General features: G+C 41.9%; 17 protein-coding genes. 8 read left to right on the plus strand and 9 right to left on the minus strand.

Going from position 1 to position 22,875, the window contains the following annotated elements; all coding sequences use genetic code 11:
- Window positions 1-98: 98 nt before the first annotated feature.
- On the minus strand, window positions 99-3,242 hold the full coding sequence (locus tag AC3KVK_RS15965) for an efflux RND transporter permease subunit (protein WP_490311385.1): 3,144 nt from the start codon (window positions 3,240-3,242) through the stop codon (window positions 99-101).
- Between the two features lie 11 nt (window positions 3,243-3,253).
- On the minus strand, window positions 3,254-4,399 hold the full coding sequence (locus AC3KVK_RS15970; protein ID WP_490311484.1) for an efflux RND transporter periplasmic adaptor subunit: 1,146 nt from the start codon (window positions 4,397-4,399) through the stop codon (window positions 3,254-3,256).
- Window positions 4,400-4,625: 226 nt separating this feature from the next.
- Here AC3KVK_RS15970 and AC3KVK_RS15975 point away from each other — a divergent pair, with 226 nt between their 5' ends.
- On the plus strand, window positions 4,626-5,798 hold the full coding sequence (locus AC3KVK_RS15975; RefSeq protein ID WP_490311384.1) for a tetratricopeptide repeat protein: 1,173 nt from the start codon (window positions 4,626-4,628) through the stop codon (window positions 5,796-5,798).
- A 175-nt stretch (window positions 5,799-5,973) separates the two neighbouring features.
- On the opposite strand, the gene AC3KVK_RS15980 is transcribed toward AC3KVK_RS15975, so the two are convergent.
- Window positions 5,974-6,681 carry a hypothetical protein gene (locus AC3KVK_RS15980; protein WP_490311383.1) on the minus strand — a complete coding sequence of 236 codons (708 nt, stop codon included), beginning with the start codon at window positions 6,679-6,681 and terminating at the stop codon, window positions 5,974-5,976.
- Between the two features lie 125 nt (window positions 6,682-6,806).
- Here AC3KVK_RS15980 and AC3KVK_RS15985 point away from each other — a divergent pair, with 125 nt between their 5' ends.
- The 4 genes from AC3KVK_RS15985 to AC3KVK_RS16000 all read left to right on the plus strand — a co-directional run bounded on the left by AC3KVK_RS15985 (window position 6,807) and on the right by AC3KVK_RS16000 (window position 12,122).
- Entirely contained in the window at window positions 6,807-7,238 is a 432-nt protein-coding gene (locus tag AC3KVK_RS15985; RefSeq protein ID WP_490311382.1) for a hypothetical protein, read from the plus strand.
- Window positions 7,239-7,509: 271 nt separating this feature from the next.
- The gene (locus AC3KVK_RS15990) at window positions 7,510-10,035 is read left to right on the plus strand and encodes a zinc-dependent metalloprotease (protein ID WP_490311381.1); all 2,526 of its coding nucleotides are present in this window, start codon (window positions 7,510-7,512) and stop codon (window positions 10,033-10,035) included.
- 184 nt (window positions 10,036-10,219) lie between these two features.
- On the plus strand, window positions 10,220-11,218 hold the full coding sequence (locus AC3KVK_RS15995; protein ID WP_490311380.1) for a hypothetical protein: 999 nt from the start codon (window positions 10,220-10,222) through the stop codon (window positions 11,216-11,218).
- On the plus strand, window positions 11,142-12,122 hold the full coding sequence (locus tag AC3KVK_RS16000; protein ID WP_490311379.1) for an alpha/beta hydrolase family protein: 981 nt from the start codon (window positions 11,142-11,144) through the stop codon (window positions 12,120-12,122). Before AC3KVK_RS15995 ends, AC3KVK_RS16000 begins: the two co-directional genes overlap by 77 nt.
- A gap of 110 nt (window positions 12,123-12,232) precedes the next feature.
- On the opposite strand, the gene AC3KVK_RS16005 is transcribed toward AC3KVK_RS16000, so the two are convergent.
- The 3 genes from AC3KVK_RS16005 to AC3KVK_RS16015 form a co-directional block, all read right to left on the minus strand.
- Complete coding sequence (locus AC3KVK_RS16005; protein ID WP_490311378.1) at window positions 12,233-12,742, minus strand: DUF6622 family protein; 510 nt, start codon at window positions 12,740-12,742, stop codon at window positions 12,233-12,235.
- Between the two features lie 393 nt (window positions 12,743-13,135).
- Window positions 13,136-15,031 carry a bifunctional glutathionylspermidine amidase/synthase gene (gene gss, locus AC3KVK_RS16010; RefSeq protein WP_490311377.1) on the minus strand — a complete coding sequence of 632 codons (1,896 nt, stop codon included), beginning with the start codon at window positions 15,029-15,031 and terminating at the stop codon, window positions 13,136-13,138.
- A gap of 223 nt (window positions 15,032-15,254) precedes the next feature.
- Window positions 15,255-15,518, minus strand: coding sequence for a hypothetical protein (locus AC3KVK_RS16015; RefSeq protein ID WP_490311376.1), 264 nt, complete (start codon window positions 15,516-15,518; stop codon window positions 15,255-15,257).
- Between the two features lie 541 nt (window positions 15,519-16,059).
- Between AC3KVK_RS16015 and soxR the strand changes: the two genes are divergently transcribed.
- Window positions 16,060-16,521 (plus strand): redox-sensitive transcriptional activator SoxR, encoded by a 462-nt coding sequence (gene soxR / locus AC3KVK_RS16020; RefSeq protein ID WP_490311375.1) that lies wholly within the window; start codon window positions 16,060-16,062, stop codon window positions 16,519-16,521.
- 19 nt (window positions 16,522-16,540) lie between these two features.
- Here soxR and AC3KVK_RS16025 read toward each other — a convergent pair whose 3' ends face one another.
- Complete coding sequence (locus AC3KVK_RS16025; protein ID WP_490311374.1) at window positions 16,541-17,053, minus strand: TIGR00645 family protein; 513 nt, start codon at window positions 17,051-17,053, stop codon at window positions 16,541-16,543.
- Window positions 17,054-17,198: 145 nt separating this feature from the next.
- Here AC3KVK_RS16025 and AC3KVK_RS16030 point away from each other — a divergent pair, with 145 nt between their 5' ends.
- On the plus strand, window positions 17,199-19,976 hold the full coding sequence (locus tag AC3KVK_RS16030) for a tetratricopeptide repeat protein (RefSeq protein ID WP_490311373.1): 2,778 nt from the start codon (window positions 17,199-17,201) through the stop codon (window positions 19,974-19,976).
- On the opposite strand, the gene AC3KVK_RS16035 is transcribed toward AC3KVK_RS16030, so the two are convergent.
- Complete coding sequence (locus AC3KVK_RS16035) at window positions 19,973-20,563, minus strand: GNAT family N-acetyltransferase (RefSeq protein ID WP_490311372.1); 591 nt, start codon at window positions 20,561-20,563, stop codon at window positions 19,973-19,975. The two genes, AC3KVK_RS16030 and AC3KVK_RS16035, sit on opposite strands and share 4 nt — an antisense overlap.
- Before the next feature lie 25 nt (window positions 20,564-20,588).
- Window positions 20,589-21,311, minus strand: coding sequence for an SIMPL domain-containing protein (locus tag AC3KVK_RS16040; protein WP_490311371.1), 723 nt, complete (start codon window positions 21,309-21,311; stop codon window positions 20,589-20,591).
- A 159-nt stretch (window positions 21,312-21,470) separates the two neighbouring features.
- On the opposite strand from AC3KVK_RS16040, the gene argA reads away from it, so the two are divergent.
- Window positions 21,471-22,808, plus strand: a complete 1,338-nt coding sequence (gene argA / locus AC3KVK_RS16045) for an amino-acid N-acetyltransferase (protein WP_490311370.1) — start codon at window positions 21,471-21,473, stop codon at window positions 22,806-22,808.
- The last annotated feature ends 67 nt before the right edge of the window (window positions 22,809-22,875 follow it).

The following is a 22,875-nucleotide window of genomic DNA, read 5'->3' on the forward strand; positions in this document are numbered from 1 at the left end:
TAATGCATGGCTTTGACGTTTTAAAAAATTAAACAAACAAAAAAGCCTGCTCATTTCTGAGCAGGCTTTTTGTCCAATGCTAAAATAACCGCTAAGCGCTAGGCTTTTTGTTCTTGCGGGCGAACAGTTTTATTACGCGATAATTTAATTTTAACCCAGCTAAAAGGCTTGCGCAGGTCATACAATATTAAGTACAAGCACGGTACCAAAATTAAGGTCACAATTGTGGCAAACAGCACCGCAAAACCAAGCGCGACCGCCATAGGAATTACAAATTTTGCTTGTAAGCTAGTTTCAAACATAATCGGCAAAACCCCCACAAATGTGGTGATTGAAGTCAGGGTTATCGCCCTAAATCGCGCACAACCCGCTTCAATGACAGCCTTTTTAATCGCATAGCCTTCTTCGCGTTTTTGGTTTACATAGTCAGTCATTACCAAGCTATCATTGATCACCACGCCTGCAGCGGCAATCAAACCAAATGTCGACATCATGCTGATATCTAAACCAAAGAAGAAATGCCCCCAAATCGCACCCGTCAAACCAAACGGAATCACCGACATAATAATCAGTGGCTGAGAATAGCTCTTAAGCGGCACCGCCAGCAGAATATAAACAATGATCATGCCCGCTAAGAAAAACAGCATTTGCTCATTAGCTTGCGCTTGCTGCTCCTCAATAGCACCACCGAGCTCACTTTTCACTGAAGGGAACTCAATCGCTAACTGAGGCAATAAATCATCTTTGACCTTTTTAACTACTTCATTTGGTTCAATCACTTCTTCGTCAATTGCACCATACACATAAACGGTACGGTAGCCACCTTCACGACGAATGTAACTAATCCCTGGTTTTTCAGCTAATCCAACAACATCACCCAACATCACTTCTTGGCCACTTGGCGTGGTTACAACTGTGTATTTAAGCGACGAGAACGCTTCCCGGGTTAATTTAGGATAACGCACCATCACACGGACTTCTTCGCCATCTCGTAACACACGTTGCGCTTCACCGCCGTAAAAACTAGCGCCAACTTGATTCGCAATTGATGACAAGGTCAGGCCTAAATCATACGCAACCGGCAGCAACGTAATTTGCACTTCTTTGCTAGCCGGATCGATCGTCGAGCTAACATCGTACAAGCCTTCTTGCTGTTGCAGCATATCGATTAAACGACGACCCGCGGCATTGAGGGTATTGATATCTGAACCATACAATAAATAACCAAATTCACCATCACCACCACTACCATTAACATCATCTTGAATGCTAAATGATTTCATCCCGGGGATCTCTGGTAACGCTTCCCGCCAACGGCGTGATAACTCAAAGGTGTTAAATGGGCGCAATTCCTCATCGACCAACGGTGCTAGCAAGCGCGCTTCGGTACGCCCTTGGTTAAACGCTAAAATATCGCGGATCATACCTTGACCATATTCAGCCTTTGTTTGCTCATCAATGTCTAAAATAATCTTTTCGATGGTTTTAAGCGCATCAATGGTTTGTTGATCTGAGACATTTTCATTCATCTCAATTTCAATGCCCGGAAAGTCATGCGGCACTTTGGGTGTCGGGACCGTGCGTACATAATTGGCACTGATCAACGCAATACTAATTAAAAAGAAACCAATAAAACCACTAAACACCAACCAACGCCACTCGGTGCATTTACTTACAAAGCGTTTGTACGGGCCATTGACGAAACTAAAAAAGTTGCGGTTAAAGCGGGCACGCCAGCTTGTTTCAGGGATCGGATCAAATCGGCTATGTGCTAAATGCGCAGGCAAGATGAGTTTTGATTCAATCAAACTAAACACCAAACACAGCATGACCACCACAGCTATCCCGTAAAAAAAGGCACTTTCAGGGCCGCTCGACAATGTAAAGGGCGCAAAAACAGCGATAGTCGTCAACACCCCAAAGGTGGCAGGCGTTGCCACACGTTTAGTACCGCGTACAACGTTTTCAACTCCTCCGCCATTTTTTTCGATTTCGGTGTAGGCACTTTCACCTATGACAATCGCATCATCGACCACAATCCCAAGCACCATAATAAATGCAAAAAGAGAGACAATATTAATCGTGACACCAAATAATGGCATCATCATCACTGCACCTAAGAAACACACAGGCAAGCCAACCATCACCCAGAGCGCGAGTTTAAAGCGCAAAAATAGGCTCAACATCAACATTACCAACACAGCTCCTTGGAAGAGGTTTTTTAACATCATATCGAGGCGAGCATTAAGGTAATAAGTCATATCAACCAAGGTTTTTAGCTCAAGGCCCGGCGGCAGTGTTTTGTTGCGTTCAACAATAAAATCTTTCACCGATTGCGCAACCGGAATCATATTTTGGTCTTTGGTTGCCTTCACCGCGATATAAATAGAGTTTTGACCGCTGTACTTAAAGTAGCGCTCACCCTCCGTAAACTGATCTTTAATAATGGCGATATCTTGCAGCAACACTTTGGCACCGTTTTCACCAATTTTGATTGGTATTTGACGGAACTCTTCGCCACTATAAAACTGGTTTTCAACCCGCACAGAAATAATTCCGGCATCTGTACGAAGCTGCCCGGCTGAAAAATTGGCTGAATAACGACGAACCGCTGCAGAGACATCATTTAAAGTAAGATTATACTTACGCAGTGTTTCTGGCTGAATCTCAATGGCAATTTCATCAAGTGGCACGTCTAAATCAACTAACGAGACATTATTAAGTTGCAGTAGTTCGTCTTCGATTTTTTTCGCGATGGGTTTGAGCTCCGTGAGCGGCCAATCACCGACTAAAGACATCTCGATTACTTGCTGGCGAAACTCCGCTTGGTAAATAGTAATCGGCTCCATATCGGCTGGAAACGTCGCAATACCATCAACCCGAAGCTTAATTTTGTCGAGCACTTCTGGTAAATCTTCATCAGGGTTAATTTCTAAAGAAATTCTCCCTGAGTTACGAAACGCCCGTGACACTCCTTTTTTAACTTCGGTAATATCTTTAATCGATTCTTCGATTTTAATTAAGATACTTTCTTCAATTTCTTGTGGCGAGGCCCCAGGATAAGAGGCGTTGATATTAATGTAGTTAATTTCAACATTAGGAAACATCTGACGCTGAATCGTAAAATAACTCACAATTCCCATTACAATGATGAAAAACATCATTAAGTTTGCCGCAACCGAGTTATTGGCAAAATACGCGATAATACCTGTTTGTTTTTCAGGGGCTGCTTGAATGGTCACAATAGCGCTCCTTATAAACTATCAGTTTGGGTCGGTGCATTGACCTCTGCATTGGCGATTTTCACTTCCATGCCTTTTTGTGGGTATTCAGGTAAGGTCAACACCAACTTATCTTGACTGTCGAGACCGGCATTAATTAAGAAATACTCACCTTCTTCGCGTAAAACTTGTACTTGTTTCGGCTGTAACTGTTGCTCGTCATTGACAATCCACACCGTGCTGTTATTAACAAGCTCTTGCGGTAAACGGTAAATCTGATTTAAGGTTTGACCAGCAAAGTTCACTTCAACATAGCTGCCGAATTTAAGCGGTGGCACATCATGGGTTAATCCATAAGGATCCTCAATGCGAACCACTAAATTACTCATCCGTGTGGCACTATCAATGATCCCGAGATCACGGGCAATAAACGCTTCGCGGGTAATATTAGCGATACCTTTTTGACTGACCGTCGCTTTGAGGCCTTTAATTTGACGCGGTAAAAATGCACTATCAAACCCAGCAATAGGGATCAGCACTTCGGCAGTTTCTATATTATTGAGCGTAGCAACATGTGCACCCGTACTCACAAATTGACCCAATCCTAGGTCGCGGCTAATCACTAAGGCATCAAACGGTGCACGTACTTGGCAATTATCTAAATCGCGCTCTGCACGTTTTAAATTGGCTTGTGCAGATTTAACCGCAGCTTGCGCACTGAGAATTTGTGGTTTACGAAGATACAAATCACTATGCGCCAAGTTTGGTGAGCGCATAGCTTCTTTACGCGCCACTTCACCGGCCGCTTGCTCTTCAATTAATGCCGCTTGTGCACGTGCCAACTCCGCTTGTGCTGAGTACACTTGAGCTTGATAGTTATCTGGTTCAATACTAAACAAAATCTCGCCGCGCTTTACGAGTCCACCAGCCACAAACTCTGGGTGCCAATTGATTATTTCACCAGACACTTGTGCAGATAATTGCGTCCGTTCAAGCGGTCTGACTTCGCCATAACTCGTGATAACCACTTGGTGATCACTAGCTGCAAGCGCTTCAATTTTCACTGTTGGGCGTTTATCGACAACTTTATTTTCTTCTTTTTCGTTTGCGGTCGCGTTAATCCCGCTAAACACGCCAATCGACCCTACTAACACCACTAAGGGCAATAAACCTTTCATCCATTTACTGTTCATGTGTGACACCCTAAAAATTAACTGCTCAGATAGTAACAAATCTATGATAGTTAAAGATATTGACAATTGTAACTAGGTGTTACATTTGTCAGCGTAATTCAGATCATTTTTAAGCAATTGATAGCCACTCGCGGTGAACTTGAAACAAAACAGTAGTGAAATATTAATAAAGCAGGTAGATTTTAATCATTTGGCAGGAGCAAGCACATCTATGCGTATTTGTTTTACCGTACTTCTATTTACTTTATTGGCAGCATGTAAAAGCACACAAGCGCCCGTACCTACACCACTTAAAAACCCACTCAGCTTGGTCAATGCAAACCTTTTTACACCGGTCAGCAACCTTAATGAAAATGAGATTTTTTACCTAACAGCAGAGCAACAACAAGAGTTTTTAAACTTTTATCACCTACAAAAAAGCAAAGAGTTTCCGAGTAGTAATGAGCGCATTATTCTTAACTTTTTAGATGAAAAGCTCACCGGCTTTACTTTCCACGGCGATACGCTTAACGCTCAAGACGCTTTCGCACAAAACCGCGGTAACTGTATTTCTCTGGCCGTTTTTACTACAGCACTGGCTGATTTAATCAACAGCCCAATAGATTACCAACTCGTAATCAACGAGCCGGTCTATTTTAAAAAAGGCAGCCTCATTTTAAGCTCAAGCCATTTACGTAGCCGGGTGTATAACACTGATAATTCAGCACCGAAGGACACCCTCTTTTATATTCCCAAAAGCGTTATCATTGATTATTTTCCAACCCGAGGACAAGTCAGGGCTAAAAAGGCTCAAAGACCGCAATTAATTGCGAAGTATTACGCTAATTTAGCGGCCGAGGCGCTCGTCAAAAACAAGCTAGATTTAAGCTTTTCATATTTATTCAATGCCATGCAGCATGACCCTTACAATAACGAATTAATTAACTTACAAGCAGTATTACATCGCCGTGCGGGAGATACTGATACTGCCTCTGCATTATATCAATACGCTGTTGAGAATGACTTAGCCAATATCAACTTATATCAAAACTATTTACAGCTGGCACAAAGTCAAAACAACCAAACCTTAGTACAGACCTTAAACACCCAAATAGCGCATATTAACGACCCAAACCCCTATTCTTGGTTAGAGTTGGGGCAGCAAGCACTTAATAATCAAGATATTACCTATGCTAAGTTTTATTTTGGTAAAGCAATAAAAGCCGCGCATTATATTCCAGAACCTTATGTTGAATTAGCTAAAATCGCTTATAAAAATGGTGAATTAACACAAGCAAACCAGTTATTAGCTACCGCCATAGAACGCACTTACGACGATGAAAAGCTCACAATTTACCAAGCAAAATATCAAGCATTGCAAACTGTAGCGACAGAGAAAAATTAAAACGATAAAACATGGGGTAATTACATCAAGGGCCGCTACTCGCAGTTGTTATTCATAATTGCGCCATCCCCCGCAACTTCTATTGCTGCTACCGCGCCAAGAATGTTCGCTGCGATATCAGTTTGTGAGCATAGTGCGTTTAACACTATGCTCACAAACTGAGCTGTGTCTCGTGTTAAAACTGACTATTAAATGATAAAGCTAGCCAGCTTTGATTTTGATTCATATCAAGTCGAACATCTTGAAGTGGATGGCTATAACCCAAAGTCAGCTCTGTATGTATTTTGTCACTCAAGGCCCAATGTAAACCAGCGCCAAATTCAGCATGGTTGAGACCATCATGCTGATCAGATGCATACCCAAAATCTAAACCTAGTCCCACACTCGAGAAAAACGACAGCTGCTCATTAATCAATACAGGCTGCAAATTGGCCATCAACATAACAAAGCCCCCCTCTGCCTCGGTAGAATACACATAATCAATGCTCGGGACCCACAGCTGATAATTTGAAAAAGCCAACCCAAAAGACAACTCCGTGTCGTATTGATTAACTTCTGTAAACGCCAAACGAGCAAGACCAACGTACCCTTGCCAATGTTCATGCTGAATATTTTGCACCACACTAAGGTTAACTTCTTGATATTGTTCTTTTGTTCCTTGGCCAACCCAAAGATGTATATCAGTCTGCTCAACTGCCACACTACCTAGCACATAGCGCAATCCACCTTCAGCTAAGTTATTGCGCCCCTCCGTCACATATTTACTTTGCCACCCTGCAGATAATAACCATTCAGGTTTGAGTTCACTGGCTTCAACCCAACACATTGGAGTAATAAGTACACCTGATAACATTGCACTCTTATAGTTTTTTACATTAATCATTACTACCACCAAACAGAGTAATCATAAAAATACAGCACACTTTAACTATTACATAATTTTAACATATACTCTGATATCAACCGAACCATTTGCAACTTCAATTAAAAAATAACAAAGAGAACAATATGGATAATCAAAACGTACCTAGTACCACTCCTAAATGGCTTAAACCCTTTGCTTGGATAATGGTGATATGGAACTTACTCGGTTTGATGGCGTTTTTCATGCACATCACGATCACCCCAGAACAACTCGCCGCCTTACCTGAAGCTGAGCAATTGCTTTATCAAAACGCAGCAAGCTGGGTCGTAATTGCTTTTGCCCTTGCTGTGTGTGCTGGTACAGCCGGCTCTATCGCTCTCGCATTGGGTAAAAATCTCGCCTTCCCGTTACTTAGCTTGTCGCTGATTGGTGTGTTGCTCCAAAACTTTCATAGCTTTATATTGCAAGACAGCCTCGCAGTATATGGCACTACCGCGTTGATTATGCCTGCTGTGGTAGTCTTTTTTGCTATCGTGTTGGTGATTGTCGCAAAACAACAACACGCCAATTCTTAAACTACACCTATCATTTAAACTGCCGTCTTTTGTAACACCTAATCGTCACCCGTGTTACAAAAGCGCCTCTCATTCAAATTTTTCCATAACTCTCTCTCTGCCCTACTCTACATCACACTTACAAGCAACATGCTGTAACACTTTTTGACCCTATAGGCGTTCATCACAGCTATTGGTGCACTTAACGCAGCGAGTTTTTGTCCGTATATTGGTTCAGGTACAATTTTGAAAGTATGAACAACACACTATTAATAATAACGAGGAACTGCGCGTGAAAATTTCAAACATCGCGTTAGCGCTTACTTTAGCGTTAAGCGTATCAAACCCAGCGCTTGCTGCAGATAAAAAAGCCGATAAGAAAGATAAAAAAGAAACCACCATTGCTTCTTTAATCAAAGATAAAACCGAGTTTTCTGGTTTATTTAACCTCTATCAAGATGCCAAAACGGGCGAAAATTTGATGGTGATTAACGAATCACAACTTGATACACCGTTTGTTTATTTTGCACACACAGTTGATGGTGTCACGGATGCGGGTCACTTTCGTGGCTCATATCGTGAAACAAAGCTCATTGAGTTTCGCCGCCACTTTGATCGCATTGATATCATCAGCAAAACACCGCGTTTCTTATTTGATGAAAACAGCGCCATCGCCAAAGCCAGCGACGCCAATATTTCTGAAGCGGTGCTAGCCAGCATCAAAATCGAAAAAGCCGAAAAAGGCCAAATTGCGTTTAACGTCGATAAACTATTTTTAAGCGAAGCACTTCATAAAGTGTCACCTTGGAAAAATCCTAATGATAAAAATGCTAAAAAGCGCTTTAACCCAGGTAAGTTAGACGACAAAAAATCACGTATTTTATCAAATCGTACCTATGCTAATAATCTCGACGTAGTGGTTGATTATGTGATGAGTAACGCCAACCCCACTGTTCGTGGCTCAAGTGCAGTCTCCGATCCACGCACTGTCTCAGTGAAAGTGCAACACTCATTTGTTGCCCTGCCAGAAAACAGCTATCAGCCACGTTATGATGATGCTCGTGTGGGTTACTTTACCAACCAATTCGACCAAATGACTTCAAGTGATTGGACACCGTATCAAGATGTAATCAAGCGTTGGGATCTGCAGAAAAAAGATCCAAGTGCTGCGGTTTCTGAACCGGTTAAACCGATTACTTGGTGGATAGAAAACACCACGCCAGTCGAATGGCGCGATACCATTGAGCAAGCGGTACTGGCATGGAATACCTCGTTTGAAAAAGCAGGGTTTAAAAATGCTCTCGAAGTAAAAGTCCAACCAGATGATGCAGATTGGGATGCCGGTGATATCAACTATAACGTGTTACGTTGGACTTCTTCGCCACGCCCACCTTTTGGCGGCTATGGCCCTGCGCTAGCTAATCCATTGACGGGTGAAATTTTAGGCTCTGATATCATGTTAGAGTTTGTTTTTATGAAAAACCGTTGGATTTATGACTCGTTATTCTCACAAGGTGCCACCAGCCTAACCGACCACACCGATGATCAAGCCAACCAACTACATTGCTCATTAGGTCATGAACTACAACAAAATATGATGATGGCCAATACGTTAGCATCGGGCGCTGACATCGAAAAGAAAGCCATTTTAGCTGAAGGTTTGCGTCAACTCGTGCTACATGAAGTCGGCCATACGTTAGGTCTGAACCACAATATGAAAGCTTCAATTTTGTGGAACGAAAAAGACATTCACGACAAATCAAAAACACAAGGCGTGCTAACAGGCTCGGTGATGGACTACAGCCCAGTAAACGTTGCGCCGCTTGGCCAAACTCAAGGTGACTACTTCCAAACCAAACCAGGTCCATACGATGACTGGGCGATTGAATATGGTTACTCTGCCGCGTTAACCGATAAAGCCGCTGAGCAAGCTCGTTTAGACACGATTTTATCTCGTTCAAATGAACATGCTTTAGCGTTTGGTAACGATGCCGATGATATGCGCGCACCAGGTCGCCATATTGACCCGCGCGTGATGATTGGTGATATGTCATCTAACGCCGTGGCTTATGCAAGCGATCGCATGGATTTAATCAATCATATGCTCGATGAGCTAATTGACACTGCGCGCGTACAAGGTCAATCACATCAACAACTATTAACCTCTGCCAATATGCTGTTTGGTCAATATCGCACCCAAGCGGGCGTGATTTCTCGCTACATTGGTGGTGTGTATGTTGAGCGTAACGTGGTAGGTACGGATGATTCAGTCAAACCGTATACGCCTGTGCCAGCTGATATTCAAAAAGCAGCCATGAGTACCCTTGCGAAAAAGGTCTTTGCACCTGATACCTTAGCTAACATGAAACCGCTGTATAACTACATGCAACAGCAGCGTCGCGGCTTTAATCATTATGGAAAAAATGAAGATCCTAAAGCTCACAAAATGTTGCTTAGCCTACAGACAAACGCATTGAACCAATTGCTTCATGCCAATGTTTTACAACGGATTTCAGATACGGCCCTATACGGAAATACCTATAGCCTCACTGAATTTATGAACGACTTGACCACCAGTATTTTTGTTGAAGGCAACAGCAACTCAGTCAGCCAAAACTTACAAGTAGAGTATGTGAATCGCTTAATCGCGATAGCAGGTTCTGGTAAAGCATCTAAATATGATTACCTTGCACGTGCCGCTGCGTTAGGCCAACTTCAAGATATTGCCGATACCAGCACACCGTGGGGCGCCGATAAAGCAACCAAAGCCCATAAAGCTTACCTTGATTTGCTGATCGAAAAAGCCCTTAAAGCGTAAATAAAATGATGTAATACATTATTTTATTTAGCATCAAAAAAAACCGAGGCGCATACCATGCACCTCGGTTTTTTTCATTCCAAGCGCTACCTACTCTCAAATACTTGGAATTATTTAAGGAACAAATTACACTACCCCCGAAAAAATAAAAACATAATAATATGGATTAATATTAAGGAAAATAATGCGTTATATATTCACACTTCTCTTCGGAGTATTGATAAGCTTACCCAGTTTCGCCTCTGTTCTACCAATCGAGCTATTTAGTAAAGATGTTCGCTTTTCTAACGTCAAAATTTCACCCGATGGACGCTATATCGGTGCTATCACTAAAGAAACACCCGGGAAGGAAGGCAAAAACACCTTAATCATTCTTAATAGGGAATCCCTAAAACCTACATACCTTGTTCATTTCCCTGGTAGTGCACAAGTTGGCAACTATCAATGGTCAAACAATTCGAGGGTTGTTGTTGCCAAGGAGTACATCAAAGGTTGGCAAAATCACCCTATTTATTATGGTGAAATTTTTGCCGTCAATGCGGATGGCACACAACCACAATATGTCGTGGGCTATATTCCTGAACAACAAACCGGTTCTCACATTAGAAAACGCAAGGCGCTCAGAGCGACCTCTCATTTATTTGATCCACTTATTGATGATGAAAAACACATTTTGGTTACTGCGATTCCTTGGAACAACCAAGAAGAACCATATATTGATGTGTATAAAGTGAATACTTTTAATGGCAAGCGTAAGAAAGTTACTCGCGCACCTGCGCGGATGGCTAATTATTTAACCGACGCACAGGGTAATGTCAGGTTAGCCGTTTCAAGTGCAGATTACATTAATCAAGAGCTTTATGTTCGCGATTTAAAATCTGGAAAATGGCAGCTTAATCAATCTTTTGAAAAAACATTTAGTAATTTAACACCACAAACTTTTGATCTTTCAGGCGAGCACTTATTTGCTACTGCGTCTAAGCACGGAGAGCCTGAAGGGCTCTATAAAATCAGCCTCAAAACAGGAGAATCAACCCTAATCAGCCAGCATGACAGTGTTTCTCCAAGTAATATTTGGCTTGATAATACCAGTAAAGCAATCTGTGATGAGTCAGCGTCTAAAAAATTTACTCGCTTCACTAACCGGTCAACAAGTACGAATTGTCAGCAATTCACGCAATAATGACCTCAGTATCGTGTATGCCTTTAGCGACACTAATTCTGGTGATTATTACCTCTATGATGCCAAATTAAACAAAATGAGGTATCTGGTGTCCTCTCGTCAGGAGTTAGACCCTGCGCAAATGAGTGAAGTGAAACCACTTACTTACACTGCGCGAGATGGCTTAACTATCCATGGTTACTTGACCATCCCTAATGGAAAAAAAGCACAAAACTTACCACTTGTAGTGTTACCGCACGGAGGCCCACATGGCCCGAGAGATTGGTGGTCATTCGATCCTAAAACACAATTACTCGCCAATCGTGGCATGGCGGTTTTACAAGTCAACTTTCGGGGCTCAGGTGGCTATGGCCTTGCTTTCGAACATGCAGGACATCAAAAATGGGGCGCTGAAATCCAATATGATATTTTAGATGGCGTTATGCATTTGATTGAACAAGGCACCGTCGATAAAAACAATATCTGTATCATGGGCGCAAGCTTTGGAGGGTATTCCGCCTTACAAAGCGCAATCCTTCGACCTGACTTATTTAAGTGCGCAGTTGGCGTAATCGGGGTCTACGACTTGCCGCTGATGTTTGAGGAAGGTGATATTTCAGAGCGTGACTCAGGTCAACGGTATTTATCTAAAGTGCTCGGTAGTGATACTGAACAATTACGCAATTTTTCACCCAGTTTTAATGCTGATAAACTAAAAAGCCCTGTCCTTATCGTCCATGGTGGTGAAGATGAGCGCGCCCCTATCGAACAAGCTGAATCATTAATTAATGCCCTCGAAAAACAAGCGCACCCTTACGAATACTTACTACTTGAAGATGAAGGCCATGGTTTCTATTTACCGAAGCATCGGCAGAGATATTACGAAACGCTGCTCACTTTTTTAGACAAGCACCTTACTTTATAAGCCACAGCCTACAAAACTTGCAGGCTTAAAAACTAAAAAACCGAGGCGCATACCATGCACCTCGGTTTTTTTATCTCTCTTTCTCAGCCTGAAGCGGCAGCTTGAATAAATTAAGCCGCTTTTGCAGCGTTTATTGCGTGACGTTTAGCTTGCCAAATCCCCATGGCTCGGACCAAAAACGAGCCGCTGAGTAAGCCATACCATGCACAAACAATCAGCATAAAGAGTGGTTCGGTGGTCAAAGTGTGATCTGTTGCTTGCAAAAAAGCCACGGCGTATTTAGTGAAAAAGATTATCATCATCAGTAACAACGGGACCCAGCTTCCTTGAATCGAAAAGGTATCCTTCTTTAAATCATATTCAGCGTAACTGGTGAGTTTAAAGATCCGATTAAACAACTGCGACAGCACTAATCCCACTAACCAAAAGACTATACTTAATAAGGCGATGCCAAAACCAGAAAGTACGCCAGCTAGTGATAACACTAACATCGCAACTGGCAATGCAATGACCATTAATTGTGACACGTGGCGCGGTCGACTTTGTTTAACCCCAAAAAATACCAACACTGCAAACAGCCCATATACCCAGATTGGGGTATGAGATAAAATACCAGCCATGTTTACTTCCTCTTATTATTTTTATCATCGCTACATCACTAGCCATGTCGCATATTTTCAACAATGACCTTTGTTTATAACCTAACTTAGCGATAAAAAACAGAAAATTTTATCCCCACCTAGCGCCGCCAGGTAAAACTCACAGCTATTGCGATTTGATGTTTTGAAGACTTATAGCAACGGACGTTTTAATTACCAGCTAGCTTATTTAGCCTCAATACTGGATAAAATATTTTAACGATTTCTGAGCGGATTAACGCGTTAATGGCTGCTTGATGAGGTTAATTATTCCGTATTGAGCTTGCTTAGTTTGTGTGAGGGGGTAATAAACAATTCGTCATAAAAAAGGCCCGACCACAGCGAGCCCTTTTCTGACAATCTGAAAGCTGAGTGTTATTTACCAGCCATAAACTGTTCATCTTCAACAATGCGAAGGGCCATACAGTCACTTTTACCATTAATAATCATATTTTTATCAACACGCACACCAGACCCAGCGTATTTACCTGCAGCAGTGAAGCTGCAAATTTGCACGAAATAATCTGTCACTTTCGGTAATGCGAACAGCTGTTGGTATATTTGGTCTTGTGCCACAAAGTGCCCCTCTGTTTGCTCTAACAGGTTTTTATTTTCATCGATCAATTGGATGTTGGAGCCACAGCGTCCCACGATGGGCTTAACCACATACCCGGTTTCCATAAGCTCATCCGTCAACTTAAACGAAGTATTAAGTAGATAAGGGTGGTTTGGAAACAAGTTCCATAACACAGGCAAAATCGCTTTATTACTTGGGATCAATGTCCACAATGGTTCATAAACCATAATATGCTTGCGCAGTAGGACATCGACCAAACGAGGTACCTCTCCCACTTGCCAAAGTGGCTCAAACGTTTCAGTTTGTGGATGCTCAGACTCACATTCTTGCCTTATTTGGTCTAAAGCCGTTTCCCATGACCATGTTTTCCAAACGAAATTCAGCGTATCACCTTGACCATCAATAATACTGCCATCGGCTTCCCAGCGCAGCTCATTAAGGCCGATAATGATTCGACATTCATAACCTGCCGCTTCGATGACTCCTTTCATAAACAACGCATGATAATGCTCTTCCGCTTCATCATCTTGTAGGATATGAACGAGGCCTTTAACATCACTTTTTCGCCAAGCTTTGACCAAGTCTTTAAACAGATCTTGCCCCGCATCCACTCCTAATTTAACGCCAAAATGTTTACCCCATTTACCTTGAATCTTACCACTTTCCATATAGCATGATGCGGAGTCACAGTTGTATTCATACACTTTGAGACCTTGGGGAGTTAAGGCAAAATCAAATCGGCTAGTAATTAATTGGTTTAAACGATTATCCCAAGATTGGCGAATTTTAGGTAAAACCACATCGGGAAGATTAAACTTTTTCAAAAGCTCTGGGTGCTGCAGCACATAATCAGTGGCATGCATAAATAGCCCATGCAATTCATTAGTTGCGTGCTCAATGGTTTGCTCTCCTGTTTCTGAAACAGTAAAAAATCGATGCTGATCAGCTAAGACGGATGTCAATTTATGACCTTGCATCATGTCCACATAAGCAGCTTCATCATCATTAGCAATATTGAGCCACGACTTGGCGGTTTGCCCTGTGTCATGGCTCTGGTGAGGCTGAATGTTGAAAAGCTGACTCTCCACTTGGGGAGTCGGCTCAGAAAATTCAGTCTGGTCTGTTTGGATCATCCAACCTAAAATAGTAGCGTCACTGTACGAGCATTCGATCCAGTACTCACCTTGCTGCGTTACTTTAGCCTTTAACTCTCGGCACCAATTTTGACCTTGTGGCCACACCTGATGCCCTACATTTTGCTCGGCTAGGCGGATTTTATCAGCATGAACCTCAACAACGACCGCAACATGCCCGGTCTCTTCAAATTCCCCCCCTTCTTCCCAAATCAGTAAACTTCCCACGGTAGGATGTTGTTTTGAGCCATTTCGAAAAGCGTGTAAGGGCAAGCGATGCTGACTATTTACATCGCGTACAGATCGTAACTCAAAAATATCATACGCCATGGCGATATCATCAAAAATGTAGCCACAGTTTATGTACATCCAGCGTCTAGCAAATTCAACACACTGCCATTTATACCCCATATAAATACCGTCAAGATAACTACGAAATGCACCTCGATTTGGATACATTTTATCATCGGCACTCTCATAATCAGAGGAATAAACAGGCACATGACCAGGGGCATACCCTAGCAACTCACCAAACACACTTGCGGGGGCTGAAGATTTCATTAACGTCGCTTTTTATTTCAATAAATTATCAGCGAATATAGAAGTGAAGTGTGTTGATAGCAAGCGAAAGCAGTGCAGCTAAAACAAAATAAATGGGCCGTACTTTTAAGAGCTTAATGGCTTAATGTACATTAGCGTCAAACGCATCATCGCTATCTGTTTTTGTCGTCGCAAATTGAATGAGCTCCACCAATAAACGCCCATGCATAGGGGGGAAGCCTGTTTAGGCGAGTTTCTTTTCTAAGCAGCTTAAGACATGACTTAACCGTTCTCGGTAACTTCTCTGCTCGGATTTTAACTCACTATTTTCTTTTTCTAACTGTTGGATTTGCTCGCTACTTACACCCAATTGCTGCTCTAGAATGGTGATTTTTCGTTGTGCACTATGAAATAAATCTCGTGTATCTTTAAGCTCATCCAACATACTGGCATTTTTTAGCTTGATCCCTTGCTCAGTCGAAGCGGGCAAAGGTTTGTTGTCTTCCAAGTTTCAGTATGCTTGCGACAATGTTTGTTGAATTTTCCGCTCAATCACTTGACCCGACTTGCTACCTTTGAGCTAGACGTTTAATTCAGCAGAAATATGCTTTTGATACCACAGCTGGATCTGCTCACATTGCACTTGAGATAAATTAGCAAATGGATTTTCAGCACTGATGGGCTTATCAGACATACACATTCCTTGTTCAAATAAGGGGAAGCAACACACTTTTTACCAGCCCTGATTATACGATAGCTTTTTTAAAGTATGGGGATAGATTAACCCCAAGCTAAGAATATGCTCAGGGATGGTTCGATTTATCAATAAATACTGAAAAACGCTCAGATGACGTGAGCCATTATTTTTTAGCCATCACTTGATTAAACTCTTGTTGCACCCGTGTTGAAAAATAAGCACGCTTAATGATCTGAAATATCGTTTTCATTCTCTTTTCCTTGTGTAAGTTGATTGCCTGACACCTTAAAACCACAAGTTAACTTGAGGTAAAGCGCTTTATTCGCTAAATTAACTTTTTAGGGAGAAGAATATGAATAATGAAGCTAATTTAAGTGTGGGGCAGATCGCCAAACGTACAGGAGTCGCTGTATCAGCGCTGCATTTTTACGAGCAAAAAGGCCTGATACACAGCTTGCGAAATCACGGTAATCAAAGACGATATAAACGCGAGGTGATGCGCCGTATTGCAATTATCAAAGCAGCGCAAAAATTTGGGGTCACACTCGAAGAAATCAAACTCGCGTTTGATTCATTGCCACAAAAGCGCGACCCTACAAAAGATGATTGGTCACAACTCGCTACTCAGTGGCAAGCCATGTTAACTGAAAAAATAATCGCAATGACCCAGTTAAAAAACAATATAACCGACTGCATTGGCTGTGGGTGTTTATCACTTCATCACTGCCCCATCTACAATCAGGATGACACTCTCGCCGATCAAGGCGATGGGGCACAGCTATTATTTACTGAACATGGCCACAGCGATGAATAACACAATAACCGAGCGCCTGTTAATGGCTAAGTGTTTTACTATTAATATAATCAGTTATAGAAAACAGCACACCAGATACAACAAAGGCCATATGAATTAACACCTTCCAAAAAAGTTGTTCTTCGGTGTAATGCTGCCAATCAATAAACACTTTTAATAGCTCAACGGCCGAAATGGCGACAATAGCGCTGATCAATTTTATTTTCAAACCCGAAAAACCCACTTTCCCCATCCACGCAGGGCGGTCTTCATGTTGTTCAATATTGAGTTTAGAAACAAAGTTCTCATAACCACTAAAAATAATAATCAGCAGCAAACCAGCCAGCAGTGCGGTATCAACCAAGGTCAAAATGTTAATTAGCATTTGCTCATTCGTTGCATGAAACGTATTGAGCACCATAGTGCCCAGCAGCTTTACAAACTTAACCAATAAAAGTAAGACCGCAACAAATAATCCAAAAAAGAAAGGTGCCAGTAACCAGCGTCCAGAAAATATAAGTGCTTCAAAATTCGATTCAAGTTTTTTTCGCATCGATTTCCCTCAAAAAAGTATATGGCTGCACAATAACGAATGTACATCACAAAGCAATCTAATTTATAGATAACTGAAGCTGTTTTTATTTCTTAACTATACTAAACAATAATTTCGTGTCTTTGCAGCATTTTAGGTGAAACTGATGGCTTATTTGCGAATCTTATTATGCCTTCTTATTGTCGCAACATCACTTTGCTTACCCGCAAAAACCATTGAAGTGTATGACAAACAAATAGAACAAGCTCAAGGTGAACAACGCTTACCGCTGATCATTGCATTTCTTTCAGAGTACGCACGTTACTCAGCCCAAAAATCCATTTTGTATGGACAAGAAGCCCTTAAATACAACCCAACGCCTGAACAAAAAGCAACGATTTATGCCTATCTATCAAGAGCATACAATTATGCCGGCAATCATGCCGAGGCCCTATCGTTAGCTGAGCAGTCTTTGGTACAAGCAAAAGCAATCACCAATCTCAATGTCCACATCTTAGCTTATGATGTGAAAAGTGAAATTCAGCTAGAGCTAAGATTGTACGACAACGCACTCGATAATTTATCAGCCGCGATGGACATTGCAGAAAAACTTAACCAAACAGAAAAGCTGGCCGATCTGATTGCCAGAAAAGGGACGGTGTACCGGCAAATGACCCGCCTCGATCAAGCGTTAAAAGAATACTTAACAGCCCTAGAAATATACCGTTTTAAAGAAAACAAACTGCAAACAGCAAAAGCATTAGGCTACATAGGATCGATTTACCGTAAATCAGGGGATCACGAAACAGCCTTAAAATACCAACTTGAAGCCCTCATGCTCAAACAAGACTTAGGAGACATTCGAGCGCTCGCTATCCAATATAACAACACCGCGATTATTTATAAGGATATAGGCGATTATGATAATGCAATTGACCTCCACCTAAAATCACTGAAACTGAAAACCGAACTCAACTATCAGCGAGGGATGGTGTTTTCTTATAATAATTTAGGTGAAACTTCACGCTTAGCAGGCAAAATTGACGAGGCACTCAATTACCTTAATCAGGCGAAAGAGCTTGCTGAGATTCTCGATAATGAAGAGTTGCAAGGCTCTTCCAATCTCTACCTCGGGCGCTTATATCGTGATGAGAATCAGCTAGCAAAGGCAGAAGAATACCTCAATGCGGCTTTAAATATTTTCATCACAACCCAAGAACTTTCTCGCTTAGCTGAAACCCATCTTGATATTGGTAGGCTGCGCTTTGCACAAGGCAACTACACGACAGCCGTAGAACACGTACAGCAAAGTATTGAGTACGCAGAAAAATCAGAAAAAAACGTCGTATTGCTTGGTGCATTTAAAGCATTGTCCGAATTTAACGAATCGATGGGAAATTACCAACAAGCCTTGATGTTTTTCAAAAAGTACACCGTAAAAAATGAAGAGATATTTAGTAAAAAAGCACAATTACGTACCGGAGCGCTTAAAGTCGAATTTGAGGTTGACCAGAAACAACGCAAAATTGAAGCTCTAACCAATAAAAACACCATTTCTGGCTTACAGCTCGCCCAAGAAGCCTCAGAAAAAAACACCTTATTGTTAGTCAGTCTGTTAATCTTTTTAGCGGTGTTGTTTGGCACATTCCTACTGATCAAGTTCAAACAAGAGCAAGCGCATGCCACTATCTTAGCTGCAATAAAAGAAGGAAAAGAGCGACTCAAACTTGCACTTTGGGGCAGTGGTGATGAATTATGGGATTGGAACTTAGTGACAGGAACTATCTCCCGCGAAAATACATTCAATAATACTACACTCCCGCAAGATAAAATTGGTAGCTCAATGAGTGCAATGCAAAGCAATATCCACCCCGATGACTTTGAGCGTGCTAAAACACTGTTTGAACAACACTTAAATGGTGATGGTTGTGATTTTTTTGAGGCAAGCTACCGGATCAAAAATACACTAGGGGAATGGGTCTGGGTACTCGACCGAGGTAAGGCCGTCGAACGAGATGCAACCGGCCGAGCCACTCGAATTTCGGGTACATTAAGAGATATCTCTGCTCTGAAAAAGCAAGAAATTGCACTTATGGAACTGAATAATGAACTGGAGTTACGCGTAGAACGTCGCACTGCCGACTTGCAGGCTACCAATTCGGAGCTATCACTTACCTTAGCTGTACTGACTGATACACAAGAAAAACTTGTCGAAGTTGAAAAAATGGCCTCTTTAAGCAATTTAATCACAGGTATCGCGCACGAAATGAATACTCCAATCGGTACATGCGTCACCGCGACCTCGGTATTAAGTGATATCATCGAAGACATTGCTACGCGTGTCGAAACCAATCAGCTATCTAAGGAAAAACTTAAAAACAGCCTAACCCAACTCAAAAATAGTGAAGCGCTCATCACTAAAAATATCCATAAAAGTGCTGACTTAATCCTACAATTTAAGCAAATAGCCAATACTGACCCAACCGTTTCTGAATTTTGCCTATCAGCGATGTTAGCGCAAAAACTGCAACTCTTTGAAAAGCAACATACCCCCAATGTGAAGCTACAATTTGATTGCCCACATCCCCTAACCATCACCAGTTTTGCCATGAGCTTTGATATAATTTTAGATATTTTACTGCTTAATAGCCTCCAACACGGGCATGATATCAACTCAGTGTTAAATATTTCGGTGTCTTTAACAGTCAAGGACACCAACTTACTTTTAACCTATCAAGATGATGGGAAGGGCATTAATGAAGAGGTGGCAGATAAGATTTTTGAGCCTTTTTTCACCACTAAACGTAATCAAGGCAATATAGGCTTAGGACTCCACATCGTATACAACCAAGTCACCCAGCAGCTCAAAGGAAATATCCAATTTAAAGAAAACCATCCACAAGGTGTTATTTTTCACATTGCGGTCCCGCTGAAGCACACTTAGTTCGCATTTACCGCAAGGCGATGCTGCAAGTTGTTTTTGACAGCCAACCACTCACTATCAAGAATTGAATAGACAACAGTATCACGCACAGAACCGTCAGGCATAATCTGATGTTGTCGCAAAATACCATCTTGTTTCGCACCAAGCCGCTCAATCGCAGCTCTAGAGACATGGTTAAAAAAGTGAGTGCGAAATTCAACCGCAGAGGCCTTATGCTCTTCAAACGCAAATTGCAGCATCAACAATTTCGCTTCTGTATTCATCCCTGTTCGACACGCTTGCTTGCTGTACCACGTATAACCCAACTTAGTTCGCCGATGTGCGCTTTCTAAATCATAAAAGCGCGTTGTACCAACTAATTTATTGCTCGCTTTGCAATACACTGCATACGCAATATTGCCTGTGCGCATTGCCGCAACAGCTTGTTCTACATAATCTTTCATCTCATTTGGATGGGGCACGTTTGCGTACCACACTTGCCATAAATCGCCATCTTTAACCGCCTCAATCAATGGCTCAATATGGATGCTATCCAAAGGAATTAACTCAACGAGTTCGCCAGATAAAATCCGTTTACTCAATTTCATATACGTACCCTATAACCAGTACCTTTTATAACGGTACATTTAAATCAAAAACGGCATAGACAGTTGCACTAAACGTCAACGTTTCAGGTAAGTAACGCCCTTCAACCTGCTGTGATGCCGTTTTATATATCCCGTCTTCAAGCATGGCTCGGTTTTGTCCATATTGAAACTGTGGCGCTTGAATTTCGCTATTGATACTATAAATTTTACCCAATGAAGCATTAAATGCCTTTGCTAAAGCTTGGCCTTTTTCTGTAGCATCTTGCACCGCCAACGCGCTTGCTTGCTGCTGAAATAACTTTGCTTCGGACGATTTAAATTCAATATGATTCACCTGATCAATTTCAATACCAAGAGCAAAATTAATTAACTCACTGACTTGATCGATATGACTGAGCGATATCTTTAAATTACGATTCGCACGGTAACCCGCAACCCGCTGTTCACCGTTATCTAGATATTGGATGATGGGCGAAGTACTCAGTTGTGACGCTGACACATCGTCACTGGTTAATTTAAACTGCTCAAGCCCAGCTAAAAACAGATTCACTTTTTTATCAATTTCTTGCTTTGCAGCCAAGCTAGTTTTTTGTTGGCTTTTCACTTCTAGGTTAATCATGGCTAAATCAGGCTTTGCCTTAATTTGCGCATAACCACTGACCGATATATGACGATTATTTGGCAGCGCGGTATTCGCTAAGCTATTGAAGCTCAGAAGCATTAAGCAAAGAACAGTTATTTTTTTCATGTCACTTGTTCCTAAAAAATTTCAAACAGTATAAGGATTTGTATTATAGATGACATCAAATTAGCACAAGCTGAACAATAATTAATAAATTCCCTTTACACTGAATATAAATTCACTATTATTGCATTTTATTTCATTTGTTATTTAGGTTTGCTTTACATGGTTATCAATGCAGGTCGCACCACAGAGTTAGTTGAAGGGTTTCGCCAATCAGCGCCTTATGTGAATGCTCATCGTGGAAAAACATTTGTCTTAATGCTCGGTGGCGAAGCCGTCAACCATGCAGGATACCGCAGGATAATCAATGATATCGCGCTCCTCAATAGTTTAGGCATTAAAACGGTGCTAGTTTATGGCGCACGTCCGCAAATTGATCAAACCTTACAACAAGCCAATATAAAAAGTGAGTTTCATCAAGGGATCAGAATTACAGACGATGAATCTTTCACATTAATCAAGCAAGTGGCGGGGGCGTTACAACTCGACTTAACAGCCCGCTTATCAACCAGCTTAAGCAATACCCCGATGTCTGGCGCGCAGTTGAACGTCGTCAGTGGTAACTTTGTAATAGCGCAACCTTTAGGTGTCGCCGATGGGGTGGATTACTGCCATTCAGGTCGCGTACGCCGGATTGATGTGGATGGCATTCGTCGCCAACTCAACAACAGTGGTATCGTCTTGCTCGGTCCCATTGCCGCCTCCGTGACTGGCGAAAGCTTTAACCTAACGGCAGAGGAAGTCGCCACACAGGTCGCCATCAAATTAAAAGCCGATAAAATGATTGGCTTTTGCGCCGAAAACGGCATTTTAGACATAGATGGCGAAGTCATTCCTGAGCTTATGCCCGATGATGCCGATGCAAAACTTGCCCAATACCAAGACAAACACGACGCCTGCACCAGTACAAAAACATTTTTGTCTGCCAGCATTGAAGCGTGCCGTAACGGTATTTCTCGCTGTCATTTAGTCAGCTACCACCAAGATGGTGCACTGTTGCAAGAGCTCTTTTCTCGTGAAGGGATCGGTACGCAAATCGTAACGCAAAGTGCCGAAGTATTACGCCGCGCCACGATCAGTGATATTGGCGGTATTTTAGATTTAATTCGCCCCTTAGAAGAACAAGGCTATTTAGTTCGTCGTTCTCGTGAACAACTCGAAATCGAAATCGAGCAGTTTACTATTATCGAAAAGGAAGGACTAATTATTGGCTGCGCTGCGCTAAACCCATTTGATGAAGAACAAGCCGGTGAGTTTGCCTGTTTAGTTGTTCATCCTCACTACCGAGATGCCGATCGGGGATCAGTATTGTTGCGCACCATTATTGCACAAGCTAAGTCATTGGGGTATCAAACACTTTATGCGCTAACAACGCGCAGTATTCATTGGTTTTTAGAGCATGGCTTTGATTTTGCTTGTGTTGAAGACTTACCTGAAAAGAAAAAATCTCTGTACAACTATCAGCGTAAATCAAAGATATTAGCATTACAGCTCAGATAACCTCGGTTTATCCGTCAGGACGAAACAAACATAGCCGCTTTTGCGGCTATGTTTGTTTGTGAGGAAA

The sequence above is a fragment of the Pseudoalteromonas sp. J2K-J979 genome, from assembly GCF_058169715.2.

Excerpts from the sequence above, each read along its gene's own strand:
- AC3KVK_RS16040 (WP_490311371.1), bottom strand. The coding sequence starts at position 21,311 with ATGAAAAAAATAACTGTTCTTTGCTTAATGCTTCTGAGCTTCAATAGC.
- AC3KVK_RS16030 (WP_490311373.1), top strand. The coding sequence starts at position 17,199 with ATGGCTTATTTGCGAATCTTATTATGCCTTCTTATTGTCGCAACATCA.
- argA (WP_490311370.1), top strand. The coding sequence starts at position 21,471 with ATGGTTATCAATGCAGGTCGCACCACAGAGTTAGTTGAAGGGTTTCGC.
- AC3KVK_RS15985 (WP_490311382.1), top strand. The coding sequence starts at position 6,807 with ATGGATAATCAAAACGTACCTAGTACCACTCCTAAATGGCTTAAACCC.
- AC3KVK_RS15980 (WP_490311383.1), bottom strand. The coding sequence starts at position 6,681 with ATGATTAATGTAAAAAACTATAAGAGTGCAATGTTATCAGGTGTACTT.
- AC3KVK_RS15975 (WP_490311384.1), top strand. The coding sequence starts at position 4,626 with ATGCGTATTTGTTTTACCGTACTTCTATTTACTTTATTGGCAGCATGT.
- AC3KVK_RS15970 (WP_490311484.1), bottom strand. The coding sequence starts at position 4,399 with ATGAAAGGTTTATTGCCCTTAGTGGTGTTAGTAGGGTCGATTGGCGTG.
- AC3KVK_RS15995 (WP_490311380.1), top strand. The coding sequence starts at position 10,220 with ATGCGTTATATATTCACACTTCTCTTCGGAGTATTGATAAGCTTACCC.
- AC3KVK_RS16000 (WP_490311379.1), top strand. The coding sequence starts at position 11,142 with ATGAGTCAGCGTCTAAAAAATTTACTCGCTTCACTAACCGGTCAACAA.
- soxR (WP_490311375.1), top strand. The coding sequence starts at position 16,060 with ATGAATAATGAAGCTAATTTAAGTGTGGGGCAGATCGCCAAACGTACA.
- AC3KVK_RS16005 (WP_490311378.1), bottom strand. The coding sequence starts at position 12,742 with ATGGCTGGTATTTTATCTCATACCCCAATCTGGGTATATGGGCTGTTT.
- gss (WP_490311377.1), bottom strand. The coding sequence starts at position 15,031 with ATGAAATCTTCAGCCCCCGCAAGTGTGTTTGGTGAGTTGCTAGGGTAT.
- AC3KVK_RS16025 (WP_490311374.1), bottom strand. The coding sequence starts at position 17,053 with ATGCGAAAAAAACTTGAATCGAATTTTGAAGCACTTATATTTTCTGGA.
- AC3KVK_RS16035 (WP_490311372.1), bottom strand. The coding sequence starts at position 20,563 with ATGAAATTGAGTAAACGGATTTTATCTGGCGAACTCGTTGAGTTAATT.